Origin of the sequence: uncultured Salegentibacter sp., assembly GCF_963972535.1 — a bacterium.
Lineage (GTDB): Bacteria > Bacteroidota > Bacteroidia > Flavobacteriales > Flavobacteriaceae > Salegentibacter.
Genome location: NZ_CAXAVR010000008.1, coordinates 36,407 through 52,274 on the forward strand (window position 1 = coordinate 36,407; position 15,868 = coordinate 52,274).

Here is a 15,868-nt window from a genome sequence, read left to right on the forward strand (position 1 = left end):
TTTGATTGAATTTGTATTCTTTACTTTTTTCTTGTTATTCGGTTCTAAGGGCATCTACAGGCTTGATCTTAATTGCGTTTTGCGCCGGAATAAGCCCGGCCAGCAAGCCAGAGCAAATTAAAATCATTAAAGCAGTAAGCACCACTCCCAGGTCTACACTTGGATTGGCAAACATCATTTCTGAAGTATCCATACCGCTTAAGGCATAATTTATTGCGGCAATAATTCCGGTAGCAAAAATAATCCCTGCCATTCCTGAAATTATAGTAAGAAAAATAGATTCCATTAAAATTTGCCCCCTAATAGACCAGGGCGTGGCGCCAAGTGCACGCCTAACCCCAATCTCGTTGGTTCTTTCTTTTACTACAATGAGCATAATATTGCTAATTCCAATTATCCCTGATAGCAATACTAAAATCCCTACAAAATAAGCCACTGCTTTTAGGGCTATAAACAAGCCGTTTATTTTGTTGAATTCTTCGTATAAATCAAAATTACCTACGGCTCTATCATCTTCAGGATGAATAGAATGCCTGCTCTTTATAAGATCTAAAACGCTGGATTTTAAGCTGGTAATAGAATTTTCATCTTCGGCAGTGATCGCCATCCAACCTACGGTATCTCCCATATTAAAAGCCTGGGAAAAGGCCGTAAATGGCACATAAATTTCTTTCTGTGCTTCTTCTGAATTTCCACCTCCGCCACCTTTCTTTTTGTAGGTGCCAATTACCATAAAATTTACGCCATTAATTTTGAGATAAGTTCCCAAAACTTCTTCATCTTTTTCATAAAGCTCGCGCCTTACGCCTTCCCCAATAATGGCAACTTTACGCTTTTCCTGAATATCAAGATAATTAATAAACCTTCCAGAAGTAACATCCATAGGCTCCTGCTGAATGATTTCGGGATAATCCCCATACACATTAAAGGCACCGGTTTGCAAGCCACGAACCACATTGTTATTTCCACCAAAGCCTCCTAACTGGTTTCTGGGAGATATAAACCTAAGTCCAGGTACATTTTCCCGCAAGGCTTCAACATCAGATCTTTTAAAATTATAGCGTCTGCCTTTAGGAAGGCCTTTATAAGGTTTAGAAGCCGTTTGTGTCCACATAAACATAGTATTGGTAGCTATACCTCCAAAACCTTGTTTTACGCCGTTTTCAAACCCCTTACCGGCAGCCAGTAAAATAACCAGGATAAAAATTCCCCACATTACCCCAAAAGCCGTAAGTAAAGTTCTAAACCAGTTAGCACTTAAGGCTTCAATTATTTCGTTCCATTTATCCCTGCTAAACATATTATTCGTCTCTTAATGCTACAATAGGTCTAATTCTCGCGGCTCTCCAGGCAGGGAAAAATCCGGCGATAGCGCCGGCCAAAACAAGGATAAAAACGGTAGTAAGGGCTACATTGAAATTAACCGAAGGATTGGAAATATACTGGGTTTCTATAAGCGGACCCACAAACTCCAATAGTAATAAACTGGCAATTAAACCTATAAATCCAGCAATTGCGGTTACAAAAATAGATTCGTGAAGTACCATTCCAACTATAGAAAGCGGCTCGGCGCCAAGGGCTTTTCTAATTCCAATTTCCCTGGTTCTTTCTTTTACAATAATGAGCATGATATTACTTACCCCAACAATCCCGGCTATAATGGTACAAATACCCACTCCCCAGAAAAAGAATTTTATCATATCCATAAGATCGAAGAAACGCTTGGCATTTTCCAGAGAGTTATTAATGCTAATGGCACTTTCATCGTCTGGCGCTATGGTGTGGGTTTCTTTTAACTGATTTTCTATAGCTTCAGAAAAACGAGTGGAAGCGGCCAGGGCTGCTTCAAAGTTTTCTGCAGGCTCTAAGGTAAAAGCCATATTTGCAATATTATTACCGCCTCCAAAAACACGTTGTGCGGTAGAAAGTGGCATAAACACCCTACTTTCTTCTCTTTCCCCACCCGGATCGGTAAAAACACCTATTACTTTAAAATTTACTCCTGAAATTTGAACATACTCACCAATGGGATCTTTTTTGTCTTTAAAAAGGTCGTTGCGTACTTTATTCCCAACAACCACGACTTTTTCGAAATTTTGATGGTCTTTAAAATTTACAAATCTTCCTTCCACCATCCCACTGTTTTCCAGAAACTGATAATCTGGATAAACACCTTCTACACGATAGGAACCAGATTCTTTTCCAAAATTCACTATTCCATTCCAAATTCTGTAGATAGAAGATCTATATTCTAAATCGTCCTGATATTTAACAGCAGTGTAATTGAAGTCTTCATTTTTCATCTGAATTCTTCTCCCGGGATTCAGGCCTTTATATTCTTTAGAAGTCACCCCGGTATAGACATACATTATATTGGCGGCATCTCTTTCAAACTCTTGCGCAATACCATTACGCATCCCTTCGCCAATTCCAAGAAGAACTACCAAAATAAAGATACCCGAAGCCACTGAAAGCCCGGTTAGAAACGTTCGTAATTTATTTTTACGAATTGTTTCAAAAATTTCTTCCCAACGTTCAAGATCAAACATTTTGTAGCGCTCTAACCTGGTTAACGGGGGTGTCCTGTATAATTCTACCGTCTTTTAAATTGACGATTCTTTTGGTCATTGCTGCAATATCGGGTTCGTGTGTTACAACAAGTATGGTGCGGCCTTCATCGTTAATTTCCTGAATTAAATTCATCACCTCGTAAGAGGTTTTTGAATCTAAGGCGCCCGTAGGTTCATCGGCTAAAAGTACTTTTGGATCGCTGGCAAGTGCTCGTGCAATTGCTACACGTTGCTTTTGCCCTCCAGAAAGTTCATTGGGTAAATGCCCTGCCCAATCTGCAAGACCCACTTTTTCAAGGTAACTCATTGCCTTATCTATACGTTCAACGCGTTTAATTCCCTGGTAATACAGCGGAAGTGCAACATTATCCAGAGCGTTTTTATAAGAAATAAGGTTGAAAGATTGAAATATGAAACCCAAAAATTTATTCCGGTAACGGGCAGCTATTTTTTCGTTTAGATTTTTTATTGGAACGCCATCTAAAGTGTAAGAGCCTCCATCGGCTTCATCTAGCATTCCTAAAATATTAAGTAAAGTAGATTTTCCAGATCCTGAAGATCCCATGATAGAAACGAGTTCCCCTTCAGCAACGCTAAAATTAATTCCTTTTAAAACGTGCAGTGAATTACTGCCCATTTTATAGGATTTATGAAGATCTTTAATTTCTATCATCGTAGTGAAAAATTACAGGTTGTTAACTTTTAACTAAAAGTGTCACCCATAAGACTCTACGAAAAGCGAAATGTTACATATAATTGAAGAAAATATTTTAAAAGCTGCTTATGCCTTTCCAGACTTCTTAGCTTTTTTTCGGGAACGATATATAAAATATCCCAGGCCACCCACCAACAAATAAGGAAAAGCCATTAGGTAAAGAATCCCGTTATTAATACCTTCAGCGGCACTGGTATCGGTATCACTTTCTAAAACTGCGCGGCACATAGAACATTGCGCTTCAGCTAATTCAGGAAGTAGCAGCAAAAAGAAAAAGATAAATAAAAACCTGATTTTCATAGCGGTAATTTCTAAATGCAAATTTAATAAATTTTACTATTAAGCTCTCTTTGCAGTTGTTAAGACTTGAATTACTTCAGAAGAAAAATTAATAATACGGAAACATAAAAATATAAACTAAAACCCCTGTAATTGCAACATAAGACCAGATTGGAAAGGTCCAGCGGGCAATTTTCGCGTGTTTATCATATTCGCCGGTTAAGCCGCGATACATAGTAAAAAGTACCAGGGGAACAATAATTGCTGAAAGCACTATATGCGTAATTAGAATAAAGAAATAAACAGGACGTAAAATTCCTTCTCCGCCATAAGGTACGGGATCGTTACTAATTTTAGAGATCACATAACTCACCAGAAATATGGCTGAAAGTACAAATGCGGTGATCATTACATTTCTATGCAGTTTATATTCCTTAATACTCATAAAGAAATAGCCAAGCATTAGTAAAACAGCCGTAGAACCATTTAAAACCGCGTGAAAAAACGGGAAAGTTCCTGTTTGTGCGCCAAAAATATTATAACGCTCTGGCAGGTACATAAGAATAAGTACCAAAACCGGCACAAGTATGGATAATGCAATTATTACCGGCACCGCAATTTTATCGCTTTTTGTTAGTGCTTTTCTCACAGTAGTTTTTTAATATCTTCAATTAAAATATCAATTTGCGGTTCTTCTTCACCTTCTACAACCGATTTATTTCTTTCTACAGATCCTCGATAATAAATTATCGGATTTCCAAAATTATCTAATCGTGATCTAATATAACCTTCTTTATCAACAAGCGCAAAAAGGCCCTGGTGAGCAAAACCACCGGGAACTTCACTATTTTCACCGGCGTAAATATTATATCCGCCATTAGCCAGGCCGTAAATAGAATCTTTTTCTCCGGTTAATAGATTCCAGTTGGGATGATCTATTCCATAATTTTCAGCATAAGCATTTAAAACTTCTGGTGTATCATGTTTAGGATCTATTGAAAATGAAGCAATTCCAAAATCTTCTTCATTTTTAAATTCTTCCTGGACTTCTACTAGGTTTTGATTCATAATTGGGCAAATTGTAGGGCAGGTTGTAAAAAAGAATTCGGCTACATATACCTTCCCACGGTAATCTTTACTACTAACCGTGTCACCATCCTGATTTATTAATTGAAATTCTGGGGCTTTTTTCTTTCTCCCGTTTATTTCGATATAAGAAAGTGCCTTATTGGTATTCAATTTTTTGTCGGCTCCTTTAATATTTAATCGGTCAGATTTTACTACTTCATCGCTACTAATCGTTTCAACTATTTTTGGAATAACAATTATTCCGAAAATTAAAATGATAAGCGAAAGCCCTATATAAGAATACTTTTTTTTCATGCTAATTGTTTTTTCTTTCGGCGTTGTTCTTTTTTAAAGCCAGCCTGTATTCAGCAAGAATAACTTTTACATCGTCGTTCATTTTATCACTCAATTCTGCCACCGAACGGGAGTCATACCCATAAACCTTTCCAAAATCTTCATCTTCATCACGCCCTCTTAAATTAAGGTCTTTATCTACAATAAAAACGTAAGGCGTATAAGTATTATTAAGCTGGTGTGGAGTGTTGAAACTTTCAAACACCTCTTCTACCTGTGCTGAAGTTCCAAAAATGAATTCCCATTTTTCAGTTTCAGAAATACCGCTAAATTCTTCTTTAAATTTTTTAGCTTCTTCCCTGGCTTCTTGTGGTAATACCACTACAAACTGAAAATCTTTGAATTCGTAATATTTTTCAAGTATTTTCTGGTCAAGATTAAAAGTGTTTCCCTTTAGGTTATCGAGATCTTTCCCAAAAAAAGCTACAATGCTAATTTTATCTTCAAAACTTATAGGCTCCCCATCAAGACTTTCAAATTTAGAAACATCATTAACTTCCGGAGTTAACACAGGTAATTTTGCGAAATTATTTTGACCTGAAGCAAAAAACATATAAGCAATAATAGGCAATGCAAAAAGCACTAAAAGCACTAAAAACTTTTTCATAATCGGGTCTATAGAAGTGAGTGCAAAAATAAAAAGACGGTTTCACAAAACCGCCTTTCTCTAAACTTTTAACTTTTAAGCCAGATTAAAAATCCCAGGCTACGTGATTAGATTTAAACACCTCATAAATATAGTCACCTTCTGTTAGAAGAATAAAAATAAGGTAACTTATAAGAAAAACTGAGGTCCAAACAATTGCTCTTCGCAATCCTTTGGTTTCGCCTTCAAGGTGCATAAAAGACCAGGCGATATAATAAGCTTTATAAATTGTAAGAATTATAAATATCCAGTTAAGAAGAGACATACTTAAAAAAGAAGTTCCCGTAAGAAATTCTGGTTTAAAAATCCCTAAAACAACTTCTATAAGTGTAACGATAGATAGGATTACAAATACCGTCCAGATCTTCTTTGTATTAGATTCGTGATGATGTGCTGTACCGTGTGTCATTTTTAATATTTTCTGAAATTATACCAGGTAAAAGAATGTGAAAACAAATACCCAAACTAAATCTACAAAGTGCCAGTAAAGACCAACTTTTTCTACCATTTCGTAATTCTTTCTTCGCTCGTAAGTACCAAGAAGTACGTTGAAGAAAATTACGATATTAATAAGTACCCCAGTAAAAACGTGAAAACCGTGGAAACCGGTAATAAAGAAGAAAAAATCTCCAAATAATGGCGGGCCGTATTCATTACGGGTAAGGTTAGCACCTTCTACCACTCCTGCGGCTTCATTATCTAATTTAGCAATAGATTCTTCACGAGAAAGGATGGTTTTTTCACCCTCTTCGGTCATTATTTGTGTTCTTATTAAAAGGTCTGGATTTGCAGCAAAACCAGCTTTTATTTCTTCTATAGAATAAGATGGCATAGCTTTTTCAGATTCAAACCATACTCCATTTTTAGATTCGTGCTCCACCCTATCTGAAGCTGCTGGGATAGCAATATCTGCCAGTGCTACCCTATGACCGTCGCCATCAATAAACTGAAGAACGTTACCTCCATTAGTGTAAACCGCGCCATAAGTTCCATTGATAAAATTTTTCCATTCCCAGGCTTGAGAACCAAGGAAAATAATTCCCCCAATAATAGTAAGGAACATATAAAAAGTAACTTTGGCTTTATTTAACTGGTGGCCGGCATCTACTGCCAATACCATGGTTACCGAAGAAAAAATAAGGATAAAAGTCATTAATGCCACATAATACATTGGCGCATCTACACCGTGTAAGAATGGAAAGTGATTAAAAACTTCGTCGGCAATTGGCCACGAATCCATAAATTTAAAGCGGGAAAACCCATAAGCTGCAAGAAAACCAGAGAAGGTAAGTGCATCGGAAACGATGAAAAACCACATCATCATTTTGCCATAACTGGACTTTAAAGGCTCATTACCACCACCCCAGGTTTTACCTTCGGTGCCTGTTCTAACAACAGTAGCTTCCATAGAAGAGTATTTAAATTTTAAGTATTGCGCAAAAATACGCAATTTTATTATCTAAAGAAATATAAAAACACAAACAGGTAAATCCACATAAGATCAACAAAATGCCAAAAAGTCGCACCTAGCTCAATTCCAAGCATTTGACCTTTTTTATAACGTTGTTTAAAATGGTTATAAATTACTACCAAAAGCGTGATAATGCCCGCCAACAGGTGAGCCATATGCACTAGAACCAGTACATAAATAAAGGAAGTGGTAATACTACTTTCACTACCGGTAAAGTAATAACCTTCGGCAATAATTTCAGTAAATCCATTAAATTGAAGCGCCACAAATAAGACCGCAAGCACCAGTGTACCAATAAGTAAAGCCGAGGCGTTTCTTCGGTTTCCGGTTAAAATACTTTGTTTTGCTAATATAAACGTGAGGCTGCTTAAAACTATAACAAGAGTACTCCACATGAATGCATTTGGAAGATCAAATTCTGTTAGCCAGTCTGGTCTTGTTTTACTTACTACGTAAGCACTGGTGAGCCCACCAAAGGTCATAATCATACTAATTATCCCAAACCAGAGCATCATCTTCTTTGCCCTATCGTATTTGTGCTTTTCGGCACCTTGAGTTAAATCCATTCTCTTATAATTTTATCAAAAACATATACTATTTGAAGCAGCGTAATATAAGATACGCTTGCAAACATCAATTTCTTAGCCGCCTGCGCTGTCTTTTCCTTATACAGTTTTAAAGCATAATAAAGCATGCCCAGGCCGAGTAGAAGAATGAGCCCGCCAGCTACCGGCGATAGAAAAAGTTTCCCTGTAACTCCAAAAACTGGAATTAAAGAAACTAAAATGGTCCATACCGTGTAAAGAATTACCTGTATGGCCGTTCCCTTATCACGCTTTCCAGTAGGTAGCATAAAAAAACCTCCTTTTTTATAATCGTCAAACAACCACCAACCTATTGCCCAAAAATGAGGAAACTGCCAGAAAAATTGTATCATAAATAAAGTACCGGGCTCTATACTAAAATCTCCTGTGGCCGCTACCCAACCTAACATAAAAGGAATTGCTCCCGGAATTGCACCTACAAAAACTGATAACGGAGTTTTAGTCTTAAGTGGAGTATAAACACTTACATATAAAAATATACTAATTGCCCCAAACATAGCCGTCTTGGGGTTTATAATGTATAAAACGATAAGCCCGGCGATGGTAAAAACACTCGCTATTAAAAACGCTGTACTTACCGACATTCTACCATCGGGAATAGGTCGGTTTTTGGTGCGATCCATAAGTGCATCAAGATCCCGCTCTATAATTTGGTTATAAGCATTTGAAGCGCCCACCATAAAGTAACCGCCAATGGCAAGTAAAAAAACAGTAACAAAGTCTATGCTATCTGCACCCAAAAAATAACCTGCAACCGAAGAAAAAACCACGCTTACGGCAAGCCGCACCTTGGTAATTTCTTTAAAGTCTGTTAGGATAGAAGCCGAGGAAGTATGTACACCGGTGCTGCTCAAAAATAGGTTTTTTCAATTAGCGCAAAGATACTCCTTAATTGGGTTTTGGCAAGGGTGCAAAAATGTTAATTTTCAGCACTTAAGAAAATGGAAAATTATTGACTAAAACTGCTTAAAATACTGTAGTAGTTTAGCAATTTATTTAATAATCGTAATGCCAGTTAAAAATATCGGTACGTAAACCAAAATTTATCCAGGAAGTTGTATTCTCAAAATTTTGATGAGTCTTTACATCGGGGTTAAAAGAGCGATAAATAAAACTACCGTAAAGTTTTAAATTTGTTGCCGGGTTTACAATATAACCTGCTTCAATATTCGAAAAGAAAGAAGTTGTAGTATTTCCCTGGCCAATTTTCACACCGGCATCAAAAGGCCGCTGGTGCTCGCTGGTATAGATGTCTCCTCCATAGGCAGCCTGGTTTGTCGCCATATTATAATCAAAACCTCTTTTGCCGTAAATTACTTTGGCATTTCCATACCACCTATCATTTTTATAGCGCGCAATAGCTAAAATCTCCCTGAAATTAGAGCCCCACAAGTGAGCCATAGACTGGTTATTATGCCCATAATTCAAAACTCCTGTGTTATGCGAATAAGTGTAAGGCCGAACCTGGTTATATTCTGCCTGTAGAAATAACCCGGGAATTTTGAAAGCATCAAAATATTTCACTCCTAATTGATATCCAAGTTTGTTTTTCCAGCTTTGATTCCTACCAAAAACATCAGATGTAGAGAATTCATCTATAATCATTTGACCATAGATATTAATTTCATCTGAAAACTTATATTTTGAAGTAAGACCGATTATTGCATTGCCGCCACGTGCCCCGGTAGAAAATTCTATAGCCCGATAAAAAATTACCGGGTTCAAATAATTTAAATCGAAGCCCCGGTTATTATCATTTTCCCAAACCACAGATTCAAATAAACCAATATTAAGCCTTTTGGTTACATTATAACTCAAGTAATGGTTAGCCATATATTTTGTTCTAAAGGAACCATTTTCTGTAACTGCCGGTCTCACATCACGCAAAGACATCCAGGTATTGGTGTATTTTAACTTCCAAAACGTGGTATTGAGTTTAAAATAAGGGTATGGCGAAGCATTATCACTCATTAAAAGGGAGCGATAACCGTCTCCAATAAAGTTTTTGCCGTGGCCAAATTGAAGATTAAAAAACTTATTAGGTGTGTAAGATAAATAACCTTCCGCTACAGGGTAATCATAACCTTTGTCCATAAAAGGTTTTGCAATTCCCCTGCCGGGTATTATAGCAGGATCGCCGCCATCTGGCCTAATAGATTCGGCAAACCTATTGTAATAATCGGCAAACCTGCCTTGATTTTCGTAAGCTACCGTATAAAAATTAAACTTTTTCCCTAAACCACCCTGAAAAATAAGAGCGCGGGTGTTATTATACGTGAAATCGAAATCTGTTTGCTGAAAATCTTTTCCTAACTGAAGATCTAAAGCAAAATCCAGGGTAAACCAATAATCTTCGGTTTGATATTGCACCAAATGCTCATTCCATAACTTTCTGCCAAACCAGGAATCTGCATCCCGCAGCATTTTATCTTCTTCAGCTTTAAAATTATAATATTTAGAAACTTCAGAAAAAAGCAAAGGCTTTGAAGCCGAGTGAGTATTCACTCCTATTTTATTGAATTCAGCATCAAAACGGCTGTAGTATTCATGCGATAAAGGAATATTTATCTGACTTTCATACCGAGGTCGCGTAAATCCTTCCGATTGAATTTGATCATATTCATTAGTCAGATCATCTTCTTGAGGTTGCTGAAAATTGATTTCTGAAATATCAGGTTTAACCTGGGAGGTAGTAGAAAAATCTTCATTATTCAATTCCAACGGAATTTTTACCGGCATTTTAAATTGAACAAAAATTGGCCTGGAATTATAAGTGGCCGGCTTAATTTGAGGCAACAAAGTAAAAATACGCTGCATTTCTTCCTTTAATTCTGCATAAGCTGCATCGGTATAAACAATATTAAAATTTCCGGTTTTATCAACTTCAAAAATAACAATGATTTCTCCCCTATAATTTTCTCGTATTACCTCTAAAGGAACTTCATAATTATTCAGAACAAATTTGGTAAGGGTATTTTTAAAGCAGGTTTCTTTATTAGCAAAATCTACATTGGTACATTGAGGAAATTCAGGAAAACGCTGGCTATTATCCTGGGCCTGAGATTTTAAAATAATCGCACTTAGCAAGAAAAGAAGAAACAGGTAGTTCTTCATACTTAAAGTAGGGAAAGATTGGTTACACCTTCGAAATATACATTTTTTTAGATAGAGTAAACCAGCTTAAAATAAAAAATCCCGGGACAAGCCCGGGATTTAAATTTATACTAAATAAATGTCTTAGTCCTGAATTTGGAATACAATTGGTAAAGAGTACATAACCCCTACTGCCTTACCACGTTGTTTACCCGGTTGCATACTAGGCAATTTATTAATTACCCTTGCTGCTTCACGCTCTAACCTTGGGTGTGGCGCTCTGGATTGCACATTGGTAATATTTCCTTTTTCATCTATCTTAAACTGAACGATTACCCTGTTTACACCAGAAAGGCCAAGTTCTGCACCAAGATCTGTATCGAACTCACGGTTTACAAACTGACTAATCTTTTGGCTCATACATTGCTTACGCTCTTCGTTGTTATTTAGGTTTTCACAACCCGGGAAGATTGGCACATCTTCAATTACAGCGAAGGGAACATCTGCAACCTCTTCTTCTACGGGTGCTTCAACAACCTCTTCTACCTCAACAATTTCATCCATATTGGTTTCAGTAGACTCAATTTCGTCTTCTTCTACCTCTTCCTCATCCTCTACAACTTCAATAACCTCTGGTGCCGGAGGTGGTGGCGGTGGAGGTGGAGGTGTATTCTGCATCTCTGTAATTGGGATTTCTTCATCGTCTAAATCGTCCATATTTAACTGGCCGGTATCAATGGCTTCCTTGTCATAAGTCTTCCATTCAATTGCCCTCCAGGTAATTAATAGAACAACAATAAGCCCCAATTGCAGAAAAAATACACTTCTTCTGGTTAAATCGGCTTTTGGATTTTTCTTTGGTTCCATAATAGGTTATTGATTAATAAGGATTGCTAAATTAAATATTTTTTCTAAAAAATTAAATTAATCTTACTATTTAACCTTTTTAGACTCTTTTCAAAGAGAAGAAAGATAATAACAGCAAGCAAAATTCCAGCAGTATTCGCCAAAATATCATACCAATCTGGTTCTCTATAACTGGTAAGTACACCCTGTAAAACCTCAATTAACATACCAAACAGTATAGAGAGGCCGGCTATTTTAAATAGGTTACCTTTATAAGTAGCTTGAGGTCTATTTTTTTGCATAAAATATACCTTCCACAATGCTACAAGTCCAAAATAGGCTCCAAGATGTAAAAGTTTATCTGTAGGATTAAAACTCCCCACACTAATCTTACCGAGTTTCACTAAAGAAGAAACCGTTAGTAATATAGTATAAAGGCTCGCTACAAATAAAGTTATTTTAGCTACCAAGAACTTCTTTGTAGGCATCTGCACTTAAAAGATCTTCCAGCTGAGATTCATCAGAAAATTTAATTTTAATCATCCAACCTTCTCCGTAAGGATCTGAATTTACTTTTTCCGGCTCATCTTCAAGGCTCTCGTTAAATTCAATAATTTCGCCAGAAAGAGGCAAATAAAGGTCTGAAACTGTTTTTACAGCTTCAACTGTTCCAAAAACCTCTTCTCTTTCAAGGGTTTCGTCTACGGTTTCTACTTCTACATAAACGATATCACCTAATTCGCCCTGGGCAAAATCTGTAATACCAATGGTAGCCGTATCACCTTCTACCTTAATCCATTCGTGGTCTTTGGTGTACTTTAAATCTTGTGGAATATTCATTAGTTCTATTTTATATTAGAGCAAAGTTAATTTTTTAAAGCAATACTTCAAACAAGCCTCAATTAATTTCCAAAATTATATCTAAGTGTAATACCCGATCTTATGGTTGTTTGCGGAAATGCAGTAGATACCGCATATTCAGAGAAATTATGTTCGTAATAAAATATTGCCGTTAGATTACTGGAAATTGCATAATCTGTTGTAAAATTAATACGCCATATATCCTGGCCGGCAATTACCTGGCTGGTTTCTAAATCTAAATACCTTATAATACTCTTATTTCTTCTAAAGGAAACATCTGCTTTAAAATTAAGATCGCTGCTTAGAATACGATTGGTGCCTCCAAGGCCGGTGGCAATTCTTAAATCGCTAATTCTATAACCCGCACCTAAAATATATTCGTTTCCGGTGGTTTCAGTCAATAAATTATTATCAAAACTCAGGGAAAGCATTCGGTCTTTTCTTACTTCTGCTAAAAGCTGAATAGCATTTTTCGTTTCCAGGTCTAATCGGAAAAGCGGCGTGAATAATTCGGTTAAAACAATATTAGAGTACAGCATTGGGTTTTTAAAATCCCCGGCCTGGTTGGTTTCAAATTCATTCTCGGGGTCGTAATCCAGGTTTGTTTGAAATTGATTAATGGTATAGTTAGACTGATAGCCATGATTGATAGAAATTCTTCTGAATTTATCTTTAAACCAACCAATTCGCATTAAACCGGTATACTTCATATTCCAGTTTGGCAAAGGCATATCTCTAAAAGCTCCCAACTTAATATCTTCGGGATCTTTCCCTGCATAGGCCGAAACAAAAGCCGGTAATAAAACGGCCTGGTTTGTTTTTCCTATTCCCACCGGATAACCGTCTTCATCTACATTATTGGGATCTAAACCTCTCTCTTGAGCAATACGGCGAGCAATATTTAGACGATTTTCCCTGAAGTTTTCAAAAGTTTCAGAAGATTGCTCATCTGACTGATTAAAGGCGGTTTTTATAAGAATGGTAGAAATATTAAAATTCCCATAATTATAAGGCGTCAAAGAAATATATTCCATGGTAGTAGGATTTACCCTATAATTCTCTGAGAAATTTTCTGAATAATTCCTGTTCGCGCTAATATCTACAGTAAGATCTGGAACAATATCCAGCGAAGCCTGCACGTCTAATTGCTCATTCTTTAAAGTAGAATACTGCTGATTAAAATTTTGAAACAGGGTTAACCAACCTCTTCTTGCAGCAGTATATCTAACTTCATCCTGCCAACCAAAAGTAAAGGCTGTACTGGGCTGCAAGGTGCCCATAAACCCTACGCTGGGAGTATAACCAGGAAGGAAAGTCCCTTCATTTTCGCGATAGTTTACCTGCAATCTACTTAAAATAGTTACAAAATCTACAAACGTATTGAAGCTCTTGCTGGTTTTTTCAAGCACTTGGGTATTTTGGGCACGTTCTGCATCTCGTGGACTTCCATCTAATGTAGGCACCCCGGCACTTCGTTGCTTTATAGTTTGGCCTCCACGCCCTTCTTTCTTTTCCAGACCCAGGTACGAATACAGGCTCTCCATATCTAAACTTGCATTTATTTGGTGAGAACTTGAATTCTGAACACTATTTCCAATATCTGGAATTCCTTCCAGGTTTTCGTAAATCCTGGAACCGCGTTGCCATTGGAAATCGCCGGTATAAGAGTACGTAGCATTTATAAATTCCAGCACAGGAATTTTATCAAAAGGAAGATCGTAATTAACCTGCAGGTTTTGATAATGTAAATCTGGTGTTCCTATACTGAAAAAATTATCCCAAACCCCAATGGTATTGTTGGCAAAACCGTCTTCATCTATATAATTTCTTACTATTCGATTATTGGAAGCGTTGAAGCTAAAATTTAGAGAATTAGTAAGATTATAATTTATACCATATTCCCAGTTAAACATATAGTTTCGCTGGTAAAGAGTTGGAATTCCCAAATCATCGTCTGATAGTTCCAGGGATCTAAATTTTTGTTCGTTGTATTGTCTTAAAATCGTAGAACTGGCATTTATATTAGAAGGCAGTAAATTCACATTAAAATCTCTTACCAGGGAATAATAATCGCTGCTATCTAAAACCGAAATATTTTTGAAAGGTTCTACCTGTTTGGGTTCAAAATTAAACTCGTAGGTTGCCCCGGCTCTTACATTTTGGTTTAAAGACTCTTCAATTTCAAAATCCCGATGATCTACCTGATTATAAGAAGTTGTAAAAGCAAAATTCTCTATATCGTAAGGCATAGGCTTGGCTTCGCCGGTGCGCTCCTTCCGCAAGCCTATAATATTTACACTTTGCCGTTTTGTATAAGACTGCGATTGTTTTTTAACCCTATCTCTTTCTACAGGATCTACAATATCGGCAAGTCTTGTTTCCAGTTCTAAATCAAGAAATTCCTGGTCGTATTTTGGTGTAATTAACTCCTCGCCCCTACTATAATTAAACGGAATTTTTACACCCCATTTTTCTGGAAGTAACTGGCCGGCATTTATATTAGTCACCACATCATATTGTTGTGAATTTTCCCGGCTTCGTTGATTTGGCCCCTGTTCTATTGTTCCAAACCCCACGGTACTTTTTCTACCGGTAGCGGCAACCGTGGCGAAATCTGAAAAATTGGTGTCCATATTAATTATTGTTGCCCAACCGCCTTCATTATCAAGATCTGAAAGTCTTAGTTCGTTAAACCAAACCTCACCACATAAATCCTGAACTCCATTGGTTGGAGTTCCGTTTTTTAAACCTAACATTAATACTCTTACATTTCCAAAACTGGGGTTTCCTTTTATCCCAAGACGTAATTGATCCATTTCATAGGAGTCTTCTTCGTCAATTAATTCCAGGTTTTCGGTAAAGAAATTTAATTCTCCAGAATTTAAAGAAGGATCTCCTAAAACACCCGTTTTTACGCGTTGAAGTAGTTCCAACGGAAGATTCATTCGGTTAACTTCCGGCCAGATATCTTCAGCTGTCATCTCGCCAAAAGCCGTTGGACTTAATGGAATTTCAATTTGATAATAATTATCGGTAAAATCGGTTCCCATTCTTACAAAAGCTACCAACTGTCCCTCTTTTAAAGGAGTTTGGTTGGGTAGCGATTCAGCGTGTAAAAACATTTCAAGGTTTTTATACTGCCGCATATCTATCTGGAAATTTTTGTAAACCGCCCTCGCATCCTGTGGTTCCAGGTCACAAACCCTAAGAGAAAGGGATTGTTCGTTTTGCCTTATATTGGTATTATTTTCAAAAAGCTCCTCTCTAATTACGCCCGGAGGTAAAACATAAGGCACCGGTTGCCGATTTTCGTTTTCCTCAATATTTACTGCTGAAACTTCAAAAAGAGTGTTTTGATTT

Annotated in this window: 16 protein-coding genes; all 16 read right to left on the reverse strand. The window is 36.9% G+C overall.

The genetic code is table 11. The features are described 5' to 3' along the window. Positions 1–34: 34 nt before the first annotated feature. Positions 35–1,300: an ABC transporter permease gene (locus tag AACZ30_RS02290; protein WP_339647535.1), complete on the reverse strand. Its 1,266-nt coding sequence runs from the start codon at positions 1,298–1,300 to the stop codon at positions 35–37. 1 nt (position 1,301) lies between these two features. Beyond that, positions 1,302–2,549, reverse strand: a complete 1,248-nt coding sequence (locus tag AACZ30_RS02295; RefSeq protein WP_075325667.1) for an ABC transporter permease — start codon at positions 2,547–2,549, stop codon at positions 1,302–1,304. Continuing rightward, a complete protein-coding gene (locus AACZ30_RS02300; RefSeq protein WP_339647538.1) occupies positions 2,542–3,243 on the reverse strand; it encodes an ABC transporter ATP-binding protein in 702 nt (233 codons plus the stop codon). The genes AACZ30_RS02295 and AACZ30_RS02300 overlap by 8 nt, the downstream gene beginning before the upstream one ends. Before the next feature lie 108 nt (positions 3,244–3,351). After that, positions 3,352–3,585: a hypothetical protein gene (locus AACZ30_RS02305; RefSeq protein WP_075325665.1), complete on the reverse strand. Its 234-nt coding sequence runs from the start codon at positions 3,583–3,585 to the stop codon at positions 3,352–3,354. Between the two features lie 88 nt (positions 3,586–3,673). After that, positions 3,674–4,213: a DUF420 domain-containing protein gene (locus tag AACZ30_RS02310; protein WP_075325664.1), complete on the reverse strand. Its 540-nt coding sequence runs from the start codon at positions 4,211–4,213 to the stop codon at positions 3,674–3,676. Next, positions 4,210–4,947 (reverse strand): SCO family protein, encoded by a 738-nt coding sequence (locus AACZ30_RS02315; RefSeq protein ID WP_339647539.1) that lies wholly within the window; start codon positions 4,945–4,947, stop codon positions 4,210–4,212. The genes AACZ30_RS02310 and AACZ30_RS02315 overlap by 4 nt, the downstream gene beginning before the upstream one ends. Position 4,948: 1 nt before the next feature. Beyond that, positions 4,949–5,593: a hypothetical protein gene (locus AACZ30_RS02320; protein WP_339647540.1), complete on the reverse strand. Its 645-nt coding sequence runs from the start codon at positions 5,591–5,593 to the stop codon at positions 4,949–4,951. An 85-nt stretch (positions 5,594–5,678) separates the two neighbouring features. Beyond that, positions 5,679–6,041 carry a cytochrome C oxidase subunit IV family protein gene (locus AACZ30_RS02325; protein WP_339647541.1) on the reverse strand — a complete coding sequence of 121 codons (363 nt, stop codon included), beginning with the start codon at positions 6,039–6,041 and terminating at the stop codon, positions 5,679–5,681. Between the two features lie 18 nt (positions 6,042–6,059). Continuing rightward, entirely contained in the window at positions 6,060–7,040 is a 981-nt protein-coding gene (locus tag AACZ30_RS02330; RefSeq protein WP_075325660.1) for a cytochrome c oxidase subunit 3, read from the reverse strand. Between the two features lie 47 nt (positions 7,041–7,087). Continuing rightward, entirely contained in the window at positions 7,088–7,669 is a 582-nt protein-coding gene (locus AACZ30_RS02335) for a cytochrome c oxidase subunit 3 (RefSeq protein ID WP_339647542.1), read from the reverse strand. Next, positions 7,660–8,562, reverse strand: coding sequence for a heme o synthase (cyoE, locus tag AACZ30_RS02340; RefSeq protein ID WP_339647543.1), 903 nt, complete (start codon positions 8,560–8,562; stop codon positions 7,660–7,662). Before cyoE ends, AACZ30_RS02335 begins: the two co-directional genes overlap by 10 nt. Positions 8,563–8,704: 142 nt before the next feature. Then, the gene (locus tag AACZ30_RS02345; protein ID WP_339647545.1) at positions 8,705–10,822 is read right to left on the reverse strand and encodes a gliding motility protein RemB; all 2,118 of its coding nucleotides are present in this window, start codon (positions 10,820–10,822) and stop codon (positions 8,705–8,707) included. Positions 10,823–10,945: 123 nt separating this feature from the next. Continuing rightward, positions 10,946–11,668 carry an energy transducer TonB gene (locus AACZ30_RS02350; RefSeq protein WP_075325656.1) on the reverse strand — a complete coding sequence of 241 codons (723 nt, stop codon included), beginning with the start codon at positions 11,666–11,668 and terminating at the stop codon, positions 10,946–10,948. A 44-nt stretch (positions 11,669–11,712) separates the two neighbouring features. After that, on the reverse strand, positions 11,713–12,135 hold the full coding sequence (locus AACZ30_RS02355) for a VanZ family protein (protein WP_339647547.1): 423 nt from the start codon (positions 12,133–12,135) through the stop codon (positions 11,713–11,715). Continuing rightward, complete coding sequence (gcvH, locus tag AACZ30_RS02360; protein ID WP_208224167.1) at positions 12,107–12,487, reverse strand: glycine cleavage system protein GcvH; 381 nt, start codon at positions 12,485–12,487, stop codon at positions 12,107–12,109. Before gcvH ends, AACZ30_RS02355 begins: the two co-directional genes overlap by 29 nt. Before the next feature lie 62 nt (positions 12,488–12,549). Then, a partial coding sequence (gene sprA / locus AACZ30_RS02365) for a cell surface protein SprA (protein ID WP_339647550.1) occupies positions 12,550–15,868 on the reverse strand: 3,319 nt, incomplete at its 5' end.

What these genes read in the sequence shown, in the direction of transcription:
- AACZ30_RS02290 (WP_339647535.1), bottom strand. Translation starts at nt 1,300, where the DNA reads ATGTTTAGCAGGGATAAATGGAACGAAATAATTGAAGCCTTAAGTGCT.
- AACZ30_RS02295 (WP_075325667.1), bottom strand. Translation starts at nt 2,549, where the DNA reads ATGTTTGATCTTGAACGTTGGGAAGAAATTTTTGAAACAATTCGTAAA.
- AACZ30_RS02300 (WP_339647538.1), bottom strand. Translation starts at nt 3,243, where the DNA reads ATGATAGAAATTAAAGATCTTCATAAATCCTATAAAATGGGCAGTAAT.
- AACZ30_RS02305 (WP_075325665.1), bottom strand. Translation starts at nt 3,585, where the DNA reads ATGAAAATCAGGTTTTTATTTATCTTTTTCTTTTTGCTGCTACTTCCT.
- AACZ30_RS02315 (WP_339647539.1), bottom strand. Translation starts at nt 4,947, where the DNA reads ATGAAAAAAAAGTATTCTTATATAGGGCTTTCGCTTATCATTTTAATT.
- AACZ30_RS02320 (WP_339647540.1), bottom strand. Translation starts at nt 5,593, where the DNA reads ATGAAAAAGTTTTTAGTGCTTTTAGTGCTTTTTGCATTGCCTATTATT.
- AACZ30_RS02325 (WP_339647541.1), bottom strand. Translation starts at nt 6,041, where the DNA reads ATGACACACGGTACAGCACATCATCACGAATCTAATACAAAGAAGATC.
- AACZ30_RS02330 (WP_075325660.1), bottom strand. Translation starts at nt 7,040, where the DNA reads ATGGAAGCTACTGTTGTTAGAACAGGCACCGAAGGTAAAACCTGGGGT.
- AACZ30_RS02335 (WP_339647542.1), bottom strand. Translation starts at nt 7,669, where the DNA reads ATGGATTTAACTCAAGGTGCCGAAAAGCACAAATACGATAGGGCAAAG.
- AACZ30_RS02345 (WP_339647545.1), bottom strand. Translation starts at nt 10,822, where the DNA reads ATGAAGAACTACCTGTTTCTTCTTTTCTTGCTAAGTGCGATTATTTTA.
- AACZ30_RS02350 (WP_075325656.1), bottom strand. Translation starts at nt 11,668, where the DNA reads ATGGAACCAAAGAAAAATCCAAAAGCCGATTTAACCAGAAGAAGTGTA.
- AACZ30_RS02355 (WP_339647547.1), bottom strand. Translation starts at nt 12,135, where the DNA reads ATGCCTACAAAGAAGTTCTTGGTAGCTAAAATAACTTTATTTGTAGCG.
- gcvH (WP_208224167.1), bottom strand. Translation starts at nt 12,487, where the DNA reads ATGAATATTCCACAAGATTTAAAGTACACCAAAGACCACGAATGGATT.